The 11718-nt window shown below is 68.0% G+C and carries 11 protein-coding genes; 1 reads left to right on the top strand and 10 read right to left on the bottom strand.

Annotation, left to right across the window (positions count from 1 at the left end; genetic code table 11):
* Positions 1-2 precede the first annotated feature (2 nt).
* The 10 genes from E3O28_RS07360 to E3O28_RS07315 form a co-directional block, all read right to left on the bottom strand.
* A complete protein-coding gene (locus E3O28_RS07360) occupies positions 3-275 on the bottom strand; it encodes a PTS sugar transporter subunit IIB (protein ID WP_104100338.1) in 273 nt (90 codons plus the stop codon).
* Positions 272-736, bottom strand: coding sequence for a PTS sugar transporter subunit IIA (locus tag E3O28_RS07355; RefSeq protein ID WP_104100339.1), 465 nt, complete (start codon positions 734-736; stop codon positions 272-274). Before E3O28_RS07355 ends, E3O28_RS07360 begins: the two co-directional genes overlap by 4 nt.
* Before the next feature lie 41 nt (positions 737-777).
* On the bottom strand, positions 778-1899 hold the full coding sequence (locus tag E3O28_RS07350; RefSeq protein ID WP_134415501.1) for an adenosine deaminase: 1122 nt from the start codon (positions 1897-1899) through the stop codon (positions 778-780).
* Positions 1900-1995: 96 nt separating this feature from the next.
* A complete protein-coding gene (locus tag E3O28_RS07345) occupies positions 1996-3309 on the bottom strand; it encodes a thymidine phosphorylase (protein WP_104100341.1) in 1314 nt (437 codons plus the stop codon).
* 2 nt (positions 3310-3311) lie between these two features.
* Complete coding sequence (locus tag E3O28_RS07340; RefSeq protein ID WP_277874693.1) at positions 3312-3740, bottom strand: cytidine deaminase; 429 nt, start codon at positions 3738-3740, stop codon at positions 3312-3314.
* Positions 3741-3745: 5 nt separating this feature from the next.
* On the bottom strand, positions 3746-4975 hold the full coding sequence (locus E3O28_RS07335) for an ABC transporter permease (RefSeq protein ID WP_233191324.1): 1230 nt from the start codon (positions 4973-4975) through the stop codon (positions 3746-3748).
* Between the two features lie 62 nt (positions 4976-5037).
* Positions 5038-6306, bottom strand: coding sequence for an ABC transporter permease (locus tag E3O28_RS07330; protein WP_166784761.1), 1269 nt, complete (start codon positions 6304-6306; stop codon positions 5038-5040).
* Positions 6303-7823 carry an ABC transporter ATP-binding protein gene (locus E3O28_RS07325; protein WP_104100342.1) on the bottom strand — a complete coding sequence of 507 codons (1521 nt, stop codon included), beginning with the start codon at positions 7821-7823 and terminating at the stop codon, positions 6303-6305. The genes E3O28_RS07330 and E3O28_RS07325 overlap by 4 nt, the downstream gene beginning before the upstream one ends.
* Before the next feature lie 177 nt (positions 7824-8000).
* Positions 8001-9095 carry a BMP family ABC transporter substrate-binding protein gene (locus E3O28_RS07320; RefSeq protein ID WP_104100343.1) on the bottom strand — a complete coding sequence of 365 codons (1095 nt, stop codon included), beginning with the start codon at positions 9093-9095 and terminating at the stop codon, positions 8001-8003.
* A gap of 212 nt (positions 9096-9307) precedes the next feature.
* A complete protein-coding gene (locus tag E3O28_RS07315; RefSeq protein WP_104100344.1) occupies positions 9308-10429 on the bottom strand; it encodes a mannose-1-phosphate guanylyltransferase in 1122 nt (373 codons plus the stop codon).
* A 79-nt stretch (positions 10430-10508) separates the two neighbouring features.
* Here E3O28_RS07315 and E3O28_RS07310 point away from each other — a divergent pair, with 79 nt between their 5' ends.
* The gene (locus tag E3O28_RS07310; RefSeq protein WP_104100345.1) at positions 10509-11663 is read left to right on the top strand and encodes a glycosyltransferase family 1 protein; all 1155 of its coding nucleotides are present in this window, start codon (positions 10509-10511) and stop codon (positions 11661-11663) included.
* Positions 11664-11718 lie beyond the last annotated feature (55 nt).

Here is an 11718-nt window from a genome sequence, read left to right as displayed (position 1 = left end):
CGTCAGCCCAGGGCGGTCTCCAGCTTGGCGGTGAGCTCGTCCACATCGAAGTAGTTGTCGATCACGACGATATCGGCATTGGTCTTGCCGATGGCGTCGACCAGCTCCGACGAGGTCAGGATGACCTGGGCATCCGCCCCGACCGTGCTCACCCCGGCGATGTCGGTGGCCGTGACGAAGGCTTCGATATCGAGGCGTTTGAGCGCGCGCTCGGCGTTGATTTTGAGGATGGCGGAGGTTCCCACTCCCACCCCGCAGAGTGCGACGATCTTCATGAGGGCTCCTCTGTTGCGGTCGGCACGCCGAGCAGGGCGCGGATGGCGTCGGCATCCGTGGCCGCGGCGAGCGAGGGGATGACGTGCGCGTCGTTGAAGACGTTGGCCAGCTCGGCCACGAGCAGCACGTGCTCGTCGGAGCTGGTGACGGCGAGCCCGAGCACCACGCTGACCGGGTCGTTGTGCGGATGTCCGAACGCGACCGGGTCGGCCAGGGTCACGATGCTGAGACCCTCGGTGTGCACATCGGGTCCGGGTCGGGCGTGCGCGAGCGCCAGCCCGGGGGCGATGACCACGTAGGCACCGAATTCCTCGATGACGGCGATCATGCGCTTCGTGTATTCGGGGGCGGTGGCGCCGGAGCGCTCGAGGGCGTCACCGGCGGCGGCCACCGCGCCGCGCCAGTCGTCGACGTGGACGCCGATCGCGATGGCTTCGAGGGGCAGGGGCGGAAGGGGCATGGGAACTTTCACGGGGTAGGGGGTCGGCTTTCGCGAGTCGCTCAGGCGCTTTCGAAACCGGCGACGATGGCGTCCGCCAGCTCTTCGCGTTCGTCGAGCGGAAGGAACGCGGCCTGCGCCGCGTTGAGCTGGAAGACCTCGAGGTCGTCGATGTCGTAGCCGAACGCATCGCTGAGCAGCGCGAGTTCCTGGGTCAGGGTGGTGCTGCTCATCAGGCGGTTGTCGGTGTTGACCGTGACCCGGAAGCCCAGCTGGTAGAGCAGGTCGAAGGGGTGGTCGAGCAGGTCCGCGCCCCACGCGGCGATTGCGCCGGTCTGCAGGTTGGACGACGGGCTGAGCTCGAGGGCGATGTCGCGGTCGCGCACCCACTGCGCCACCGGGCCGAGCGTGACGTAGGTGTTCTCCGCGTCTTCGCGGCCGATCACGATTTCCTCGGCGAGACGCACGCCGTGGCCCAGGCGCAATGCCCGGCCGTCGTAGAGTGCCCCGCGGATGCTCTCCAACCCGTCAGCCTCGCCCGCATGCACGGTGACGGGCAGGAAAGCCTTCGCGAGGAAGTCGAACGCGTCCCGGTGGTGGTGGGCCGGGAACCCCAGTTCGGCCCCGGCGATGTCGAAGCCGACAACCCCGTTGGAACGATGCCGCACGGCGAGTTCCGCGATCTCCAGGCTGCGCTCGGCATGCCTCATGGCCGTGATCAGCTGGCCGATCCGAATGCGGGACCCGGCACCCGCGACCAGCGCGATGCCGGCCTCGATGCCCTCCTGCACCGCCTCGACGCTCTGGTCGAGGGTGAGGCCGCGGGCCAGGTGCTGCTCGGGGGCCCAGCGGATCTCCCCGTAGATCACGCCGTCGGCGGCGAGGTCCTCCACGAATTCGCGGGCCACGCGCACCAGGGCCTCGCGGGTCTGCATCACGCCGACGGTGACGTCGAAAGTCTTCAGGTAGTCGACCAGGATGCCGGAGTCGGCCTGGGTGCTGAACCAGGAGCCGAGCGATCGGGCATCCGTCGCCGGCAGCGCCAGCCCGACCGCGCCGGCCAGCTCGATGATGGTCTGCGGGCGCAGGCCGCCGTCGAGGTGGTCGTGCAGGGAGATCTTCGGCAGTGCGTTGATGCTCGTGCCGGCACCGGGCAGCAGGTAGTCCTCAGGGCTCGTGTTCACCCCCCTAATCTACCGGCTGGGTGCTGAGAGTCACACTGCTGGCTGAGCCGGCCCGCACATCCGTTCAGATGCACGGGCCGAGACCGGCCGGGCGGTTCAGCGACCGATACGCTCGGCGATCAGCGGGCCGCCGTCCTGCACGGGCTCGCCGGGGTCGCCGATGCGATATGCGCCGTCCACGGCCTCCAGGGCCCGCGCGAAGCGCTCGGGTTCGTCGGCACTGAGGGTGAACAGGGGCTGGCCGGCGCGCACGGTATCGCCCGGCTTGGCGTGCAGGTCGATGCCGGCGGCGTGCTGCACCGGATCCTGCTTGCGGGCGCGGCCGGCGCCGAGGCGCCAGGCGCCGATGCCGAACGGCAGCGCCTGCTGCTCGACGAGCACACCGTCGCGCAGGGCGGTGACGACGTGGGTCTCGCGGGCCACGGGCAGCGGGGCGTCGGGATCGCCGCCCTGGGCACGGATCACGTCGCGCCACTTGTCCATGGCGCGTCCGTCCGTGAGAGCGGATTCCACGTCGACGTCGGTGATGCCCACCAGAGCGAGCATCTCCCGGGCCAGGGCCACGGTGAGCTCGACGACATCCGCCGGCCCGCCGCCGGCGAGAACCTCGACCGATTCACGCACCTCGTTGGCGTTTCCGATTGCGAGCCCGAGCGGCACGTTCATGTTGGTGAGCAGAGCGGATGTCGCCACGCCGGCGTCCTCGCCGAGGGCGACCATGGTGCGGGCGAGCTCCCGGGACCGTTCGATGTCTTTCAGGAACGCGCCCGACCCGAACTTCACGTCCAGGACGAGGGCGCCGGTGCCCTCCGCGATCTTCTTCGACATGATCGACGACGCGATCAGCGGGATCGCCTCGACGGTGCCGGTGATGTCGCGCAGCGCGTAGAGCTTGCCGTCGGCCGGGGCCAGACCGCCGCCGGCGGCGCAGATCACGCCGCCGAATTCCTGCAGCTGCGCGAACATCTCCTCGTTGGTGAGGTGCGCACGCCAGCCGGGGATGGATTCGAGCTTGTCGAGGGTGCCGCCGGTGTGGCCGAGGCCGCGGCCGGACAGCTGCGGCACGGCCGCACCGAAGACCGCCACGAGTGGCATCAGCGGCAGGGTGATCTTGTCGCCGACGCCGCCGGTGGAGTGCTTGTCGGTGGTCGGCTTGCCGAGTCCGGCGAAGCTCATCCGCTCGCCGCTGCTCAGCATCGCCATGGTGAGATCCTTGATCTCCCGGCGATTCATGCCGTTCAGGAAGATCGCCATGGTCATGGCGGCCATCTGCTCGTCGCCGACGTAACCGCGCGTGTACGCGTCGATCAGCCAGTCGATCTGCGGCGTGCTGAGCTCGCCCCGATCACGCTTGGCATGGATCAGGTCCACGGCGTCGAAGGCCTCGATACGGTTCTCGTTGGTGCTCACAGCTACTCTTCCTGATATTCGGCGAGCTGCCTCGGCCCGAAGGCGTCCGGCAGCACTTCATCGATGGTGCGCACACCCGACACCGTCTCCAGCAGCATGCCGGGCGCGGAATGTTCGTACAACAGCTGGCGGCAGCGGCCGCAGGGCATCAGCGTTCGGCCGTTGCCGTCGACGCAGGTGAACGCGACGAGGTGGCCTCCCCCGGTCAGGTGCAGCACGGAGACGAGGGTGCATTCGGCGCAGAGGGTGAGCCCGTAGGAGGCGTTCTCCACGTTGCATCCGCTGATCACACGACCGTCGGTGACCTGCGCCGCGGCGCCGACCGGGAACTTCGAGTACGGCACATAGGCCTGGGCCATCGCCGTCGTCGCGGCCTCCCGCAGCGCCGCCCAGTCGATGTCGCCGGCCGCTGGCGAGGCGCCGTGGCTCACGCCGGTCACGATTTGATGTAGGGCTTGCCGGATGCCGCCGGTCCCCGCGACGTTCCGACGAACCCGGCAACGGCGGCGATGGTGATCAGGTACGGCAGCATGAGCATGAACTCGCTCGGCACCGGCGAACCGATGACACTGAGCACGTTCTGCAAGTTGCTCGCGAACCCGAACAGGAGGGCGGCCAGCGTGGCCCGGATCGGATCCCAACGGCCGAAGATCACGGCGGCCAGCGCGATGAAGCCGGCTCCGGCGGTCATCTCCTTGCCGAAAGCGCCCACCGAACCGAGGGTGAAGTAGGCGCCGCCGAGGCCGACGATCGCGCCGGCGAGCGACACGTTCCAGAACCGGGTGCGGCCGACGTTGATGCCGACGGTGTCTGCCGCCTGGGGGTGCTCGCCCACGCTGCGGAGGCGCAGGCCCCACCGGGTGTGGAAGATGCCGTAGTACACCAAGGCGACGGCCACATACATGATGTAGACGATCAGGGTCTGCCGGAACAAGACCGGTCCGATGATCGGGATCTCGCTGAGCAGCGGGATGTTGATCCGCTCGAATCGAGGCGGCTGGTTGAGCAGGGCCGCGTTGGGCGCCATCACCTGGGAGTAAAGGAAACCGGTGACGCCGATCACGAGAACGTTGAGCACGACACCGACGATGACCTGGTCGACGAAGTACTTGATCGAGAACGAGGCGAGCACCATCGAAACGAGAACGCCGGCGAACATGGCCGCGACGAGGCCGAGGATGGGCTGGTTGGTCAGGGACGCCACCATGGCCGAGGTGAACGCCCCGGCGAGCAGTTGCCCCTCAATGGCGATGTTGACCACGCCGACCCGTTCGGAGATGACACCGCCGAGAGCACCGAAGATCAGCGGTACAGCCAGGCTGAGCGAACCGAACAGCAGCCCGGGCACCGGGATGGACTCGCCGGCGGCGGCCCAGACCAGGAATCCGATCAGGAAGAGCACCGCGTAGACGGAGATAAGCCAGATCGGCACCTGACGCCGGGACTGCACCAGCCACACGCTCACGCCCGTGATCACAAGCAGCAGCACACTGATGACGATGCCGGTCAGCCGGGTGGGCAGCAGGAGATCGGGAAGCTGGATCAGGTCGCTCGAGGTGGAGAGCCGCATGGTGCTGACGCCCTCGCGGCCGAAGGCCACGAAGAGCGCGAAGGCGACGACGGTGAAAATCGCCAGGGCGATGGGCGACTTCCAACTCTTCACGATTTTGAAGTCGGGGCGATCGTCGGCGGTCGACGATACGGGCTGGACGGCCGGGGCAACGGTGCTCACTGTGCAGCCACCTCCTGGGAAACGTTGGGCAGTGCCCGGCGGGGCGCGGAGCCCGGGGCCGGCAGTCGGAAGATGGCCCGCACGAGAGGCGGAGCCGCGATGAAAAGCACGATCAGTGACTGCACGACGAGCACGATGTCGATCGGCACACCCTCGGCCGCCTGCATCGAGAAACCGCCGGCCTTGAACGCGCCGAACAGGATGCCCGCGGCGAACACACCCCAGGGCTTGGAACGGCCCAGCAGCGCGACCGTGATCGCATCGAAGCCGATGCCGGAGTCCAGTCCGGCGCCGAAACCGCTGGTCGTGGTTCCGAGCACCTGGTTGATGCCGGCCAGGCCGATCAGTCCGCCCGAGAACAGCATCGCGTAGACGTAGATGCGCTTGACGCTGATGCCGGCGACGCGCGCCGCGTGGGGGTTCAGTCCCACGGCCCGGAACTGGAAGCCCAGGTTCGACCGGGACAGCAGCCACCAGGTGAAAACCGTGGCGGCGATGGCCAGGATGAAGCCGAAGTGCAGCGAGTACGTCGAGCCGAGAAGGTCGGGGAAGACCGCGGTGACCTTCGTCGCCGGGCTCTTCGGGTTGTTCGATCCGGGGGTCTTCAGGAAGCCCTCGCGCAGCAGGTAGCTGACCAGGTAGAACGCGACGTAGTTGAGCATGATCGTGGTGATCACCTCATGGGCGCCGGTGCGGGCCTTGAGCAGACCCACGATCCCACCCCAGAGGGCGCCGCCGAGCACGCCGGCCACGAGGGCCGCGACCATGTGCAGGCCGTAGGGCAGGTCGACGGCGAAACCGACCCAGCCGCCGAGGGCGGCGGCGATCAGCATCTGGCCGCGGCCACCGATGTTGAACATGCCCACCCGGAAGCCCAGCGCCACGCCGAGCCCCGCCATGATCAGCGGGGTCGCGAAGGTGAGCGTCTCGGTGAGCGGCTTGATGCCGGCGGCGAAGCTCGGTCGACGGAAGTTGTAGACCGACCCCTGGAACAGGGCCGAGTAGGCGCCGGACACGGAATACCAGACTTCCCGCAGCAGGTCGCCGGGCCGGGAGAAGAAGTAGCCTGCGGCTTCCTGAACGCCCTCGTTGGTGAAGGCGATCATGATGCCGCCGACGAAGAGCGCGAGCACGACGGCGAGCACGGAGATGATCGCGTTGCCGGTGGTGATCTCGCGAAACGCCTGGTTCCAGCGGGACGGCTGTTCGGGGGCCGGGCTTGACGGCGTTCCTGACTCGGTCGTGGGACCCTGTGTCGCGCTCACGCGGCAGCTCCTTCTCCGGCGGGCGTTTCGCCGGCCATCATCAAACCGAGTACGGCGCGCGGCGTGTCACCGGGAACGATGCCGACGATGCGACCGCGGTACATGACCATGATCCGGTCCGCGAGGGCTGCCACCTCGTCGAGCTCCGTCGAGATGACGATCACGGGCGTGCCGGCATCCCGGGTGGCCACGATGCGTTCGTGGACGAACTCCACCGAGCCGACGTCGAGCCCGCGGGTGGGCTGGGCTGCGACGAAGAGGCGCAGATCGCGGCCGAGCTCGCGGGCGAGCACGACCTTCTGCTGGTTGCCGCCGGAGAGCTTGCCGACCGGGGTCTCGATGCCCTGGGCGCGCACGTCGAACTCCGTGACTTTTTTTTCGGCGAACGCGGCGAGGAAGGCCCGCTGCACGTTCCACCGTTTGACGAAGGGGAGCTTGTTCGAGCGGTCGAGCATGAGGTTCTCGGCGATGGTGAACTCACCGACCAGTCCGTCTTCGTTGCGGTCTTCCGGCACGAATCCGACTCCGGCGTCGAGTACCTGGCGCACCGAATGCCCGCGCAGCGACTTGCCGTCGAGGGTGATCTCCCCGGAGACCCGCGATTGGAGCCCCATCATCGCCTCGGTGAGTTCGGTCTGGCCGTTTCCCTGCACCCCGGCGATGGCCAGGATCTCGCCCTTGTGCACCTCGAAGCTGACGTTGTTGACCAGGATCTGGCCGTGCGGGCCCAGCACGGTGAGGTTCTTCACCGACAGAACCACCTCACCGGGCAGTGCCGGGGACTTGTCCACGGTGAGGTCGACCGCACGGCCGACCATCTGGGTGGCCAGCTCGACGTTGCTCGCGGTCGGGGACGCCTCGCCGACGACCTTGCCCAGACGGATGACGGTGATCCGGTCGGCGACTTCGCGCACCTCGCGCAGCTTGTGGGTGATGAACACGATGGAGGTACCGCTCGCCTTGAGCTGGCGCATGATGACCATCAGCTCGTCGGTCTCCTGCGGCGTGAGCACGGCGGTGGGCTCGTCGAAGACGAGCACCTTCGCGTCGCGCGAGAGCGCCTTGATGATCTCGACCCGCTGCTGCACGCCGACGGGGAGGTCTTCGACGAGCGCATCCGGGTCGACGTCGAACCCGAACCGTCGGGAGATCTCGCGCACGTGCTTGCGGGCCGCGGGCAGGTCGAGGCGACCGCCCGCCTTGGTCTCCTCATGCCCGAGCATGACGTTCTCGGCGACGGTGAACACCGGGATGAGCATGAAGTGCTGGTGCACCATGCCGATGCCGGCGGCCATGGCGTCGCCGGGGCCGCTGAAGTGCTGCACCACGTCGTCGAGGAGGATATCGCCCTCCTCGGCCCGGTACAGGCCGTAGAGCACGTTCATCAGGGTGGATTTCCCCGCGCCGTTTTCGCCGAGCAGTGCGTGGATTTCTCCGGCCTCGACGGTGAGGTCAATGTGGTCATTCGCGACCAGGGCACCGAATCGCTTCGTAATGCCTCGAAGTTCGAGCTTCATGTCGTCGATTCTATTCAGTGACGAGCGAAAGTTGACGCTCTTGCTCATATGTTGGCGGGGTGGCACCGTTCGCTTGGGTGTGCAGGCATCCCGGCCGACGACATCCGCCCACTGACGCAAGAGGGGAGGCCCGCAAGATGCGTGCCTCCCCGACTGCGTCTGAGTGCTGCTTCGGTGCTACTTCGGGGTCGCGGGCGACTCAACCTTGAGAGCACCGCTGATGATGTCGGCCTTGATGGCCTCGATCTCGGTCATGACCGCGGGGTCGACCTTGGACTCCCAGTCGTGGAGCGGGGCGATGTCGACGCCCTCGTTCTCGAGCGTGCCGACGTAGGGGGTGGACGAGAAGTCGCCCTCAGCGTCGTCGAGGATGATCTGCTCGGTGGCATCCGTCATCTGCTTGAGTACCGAGGTGAGGTACAGCGATGCGAACTCGGGCGTGGTCTCGAACAGGTCGCTGTCGACACCGATGATGGCGACGTCCTTGCCGGAGTCCTGAATGGCCTGCGCGGTGCCCTGGAAGAGCGGTCCGGCGACCGGGAGGATGATGTCAGCGCCGGCGTCGATCAGAGTGGTGCTGAGCGCCTTGCCCTGGTTGATGTCGTCGAAGCCACCGGCGAACAGGCCGGTCTGGGTGGCCTTGTCCCAGCCGCTGACGGTGACGTCGGTGCCCTTCTTCTCGTTGTGGTACGCGACGCCGTCGACAAAGCCGTCCATGAAGATGGTGACCGACGGGAACTGGAGTCCGCCGTAGGTGCCGACGACTCCGGTCTTGGTGGTGCCCGCGGCCAGGTAGCCGGCCAGGAACGCGGCCTGCGCCGTGTCGTACAGCACCGGCTTCACGTTGTCGAGCGTCAGCGGGCTGAAGTCGTCATTGGAGAGCGCGGAGTCGATCAGCGCGAAGTTGGTGTCGGGCGCGGCCTGGGCGGCATCGCGGGTGGCGTTGGAGAGGGCGAAACCGACGGTGAGGACGAAGTCGCAACCCTGGTCGACCATGCTCGAGACGTTCGGGCCGTACTGGTCTTCCGACTTGGACTCGGCCTGCTGGAATTCGATGCCGAGCTCGTCGGAGGCCTTGGTGATGCCCTCGAAGCTGGACTGGTTGAAGGACTTGTCGTCGAAGCCGCCGAAGTCGGAGACGATGCAGGGCAGGTAGTCGGATTCGGCACCGCCACCAGCGGTTCCCTCATCGGTCGGCGCCGGCGCACAGGCTGCGAGAAGGGCCACGACGCCCAACGTGGCAAGGCCGCTGAATGCGACCCGTCGTTTCATGATTGTCAAAATGACCTCCAATGGTCGCCCGGCGCGGGTTCGCAAGGGGCTGTATTGGTTTACACGCTATCGAATGATTCTCTGCTCAGAGGAGCAAAACGGGCCCGTGGGCGAAAGGTTATCAAGACGCGATACTGGTCCGCGGGAGGCCCGCCGGACGCCCCGGCCGAATCGGGCCCGAAAATGCCCTCGATCGGGGGGTTTGATGCCGATTAGAGCACGTCGTTGCTGCCGGACAGCTTTAGCGCGTCGACGACGGCCTTGACCTTCTGCGCGTTGGCGCTGGTGGTGATGAGGAGGGCGTCCGGGGTGTCGACCACGACGATGTCCTCGACGCCGATCAGGGCGATCATGCGCCCGGTGTGGCTGACCACGATCCCGCTCGAGGAGTCCGCAAGCACCCGGGCACCGTCGCCGAGAATGGCGAGATCGCGCTTGCGGCCGTTGGCGTGGATTTTCGCGATCGATGCGAAGTCACCCACGTCGTCCCAGTCGAACTGGCCGGGGATCACGGCGAGCCTGCCGCGGGCGGCCGCCGGTTCGGCGACCGAGTAGTCGATCGCGATCTTCTTCAGGCGGGGCCAGACGCGGTCGACCACGGCGCCGCGGCGCGGGGTATCCCAGGCCTCGGCCAGTTCGAGCAGCCCGGCGAGAAGTTCGGGCTCGGACGCCCCGATCTCTTCGAGCAGGCGGTCGGCGCGGGCGATGTACATGCCGGCGTTCCAGAAATAGGTGCCGTTGGCCAGGTAGTCCTGGGCGGTGGCAAGGTCGGGCTTCTCCACGAAAGAGTCCACCGACAGGGCGCTGGCGGCGCCGGCAATGTGCAGCGCGCCGGCGGTCTTGATATAGCCGAAGCCGACGGCCGGCTCCGTGGGCTGAATGCCGATGGTGGCGATGTAGCCGGCGTCGGCGGCGCGCACGGCCTCGGCGACCGCCTGGCGGAACAGGTGGTGTCCCTTGATCACGTGGTCGGCGGCGAAGGAGCCGATGATGACGCCCGGTTCGCGTTTCTCCAGAATCGCCGCGGCCAGGCCGATGGCGGCGGTGGACTCGCGCGGCTCGCTTTCGAGCACCACGTTCAGGTCGGCGAGCTCGGGGAGCTGCTCCTCGACGGCGGCGCGGTGCGCGCGGCCGGTGACCACCATGATGCGCTGCTCGCCCGACAGAGGTGCGAGGCGATCCCAGGTGGCCCGGAGCAGGGTCTGGCCGGAGCCGGTCAGGTCGTGCAGGAATTTGGGGGCGTCGGCGCGGGACAGCGGCCACAGCCGGGATCCGATCCCACCGGCGGGAATCACGCTGTAGAAACGATCGAGTGGTTCCGTGGAAGGCAGCATTCGGCCAGACTACCGCCCGGTCCACGCCGTTCACGGTGCGTTCACCTGCCCGCCGGAGGGCGTGCCTAGGGTCACCCTCATGAGGGTTGCACTCATCACCGAAAGTTTTCTGCCCACGGTCAGCGGAGTCACCACGAGCGTGTGCAAGGTGCTCGAGCATCTTTCCCGCACGGGCCACGACGCGATGGTCATCGCCCCGGCCGGCGCCCCGGCCGAGTACGCCGGGTTCCCCGTGCACGGTGTTCCCGCGGCACGCTACCGGCAGTTCCCGGTGGGAATGCCCAGCCCGCAGGTGCACCGCCTGCTGGCCGATTTCGCCCCGGACGTGCTGCACGCTGCGTCGCCGTTCCTGCTCGGCGCACAGGGCATCGCGGCCGCGAACCGGCAGGACGTTCCCAGCGTCGCCGTTTTCCAGACGGATGTCGCCGGCTACGCCCGCCGCAACCGGCTCGGCCCGGCCGCGCAGTCCGTCTGGCGTTTCGTCAAGTGGGTGCACGAGGGAGCCGACCTCACCCTGGCTCCCTCCTCCGCGTCGATGGCGGACCTGCGCCGCATCGGCCTGCGGCGGCTGGCGCACTGGACCCGCGGCGTCGACCTGGTCGGCTACCACCCCAACCGGAGATCCGACCCGGAGGCGTCGGCGCTGCGGAGCCGGCTGGCCCCGAACGGGGAGGTCGTCGTGGGCTACGTCGGCCGCCTGGCACCGGAGAAGCAGGTGGAGAGGTTCCGGGCCCTGCGCGGGCTGCCCGGCATCCGTCTCGCCCTCGTCGGCGACGGCCCGTCGCGGCCGGCGCTCGAGCGGGAGCTCGCCGGGATGCCGGTGACCTGGCTCGGCCGCCTGGACGGGGCGGATCTCGCCCGGGCTTACGCGAGCTTCGACCTGTTCCTGCACGCGGGCACCGAGGAGACCTTCGGCCAGACCCTGCAGGAGGCGCACGCCGCCGGGCTGCCGGTCGTCGCACCGCGGGCCGGCGGCCCGATCGACCTGGTCAGCCACGGTGAAAACGGTTTCCTCTTCATTCCGGACGACGAGAGAGACCTGCGCCGCTGCGTCGCCCGGCTGGTCCTGGACCCTGCGCTGCGGCGGCGGATGGGCGAGGCGGGACGACGGAGCGTGCTCGGTCGATCCTGGGAAAACGTGTGCGGCGCGCTGCTGGCGCATTACGAGCAGGTCGTCGACGAACGAGCCGCCGTTCGCGCCTTGGTTGCGGTTCCGCTGTCAATGCAGCGCTAGCCGGACATTCGCGTTTTATCTCGGCACAGAGACACTTATAATTGTTCTATGCGCG

The sequence above is a fragment of the Cryobacterium sp. TMT2-14 genome, from assembly GCF_004402465.1.
Lineage (GTDB): Bacteria > Actinomycetota > Actinomycetes > Actinomycetales > Microbacteriaceae > Cryobacterium > Cryobacterium sandaracinum.
The sequence above is the reverse complement of the archived record's forward strand: the minus strand, read 5'-3'. Positions and strand labels throughout refer to the sequence as shown.

Excerpts from the sequence above, each read along its gene's own strand:
- E3O28_RS07315 (WP_104100344.1), bottom strand. The coding sequence starts at position 10,429 with ATGCTGCCTTCCACGGAACCACTCGATCGTTTCTACAGCGTGATTCCC.
- E3O28_RS07360 (WP_104100338.1), bottom strand. The coding sequence starts at position 275 with ATGAAGATCGTCGCACTCTGCGGGGTGGGAGTGGGAACCTCCGCCATC.
- E3O28_RS07325 (WP_104100342.1), bottom strand. The coding sequence starts at position 7,823 with ATGAAGCTCGAACTTCGAGGCATTACGAAGCGATTCGGTGCCCTGGTC.
- E3O28_RS07320 (WP_104100343.1), bottom strand. The coding sequence starts at position 9,095 with ATGAAACGACGGGTCGCATTCAGCGGCCTTGCCACGTTGGGCGTCGTG.
- E3O28_RS07310 (WP_104100345.1), top strand. The coding sequence starts at position 10,509 with ATGAGGGTTGCACTCATCACCGAAAGTTTTCTGCCCACGGTCAGCGGA.
- E3O28_RS07355 (WP_104100339.1), bottom strand. The coding sequence starts at position 736 with ATGCCCCTTCCGCCCCTGCCCCTCGAAGCCATCGCGATCGGCGTCCAC.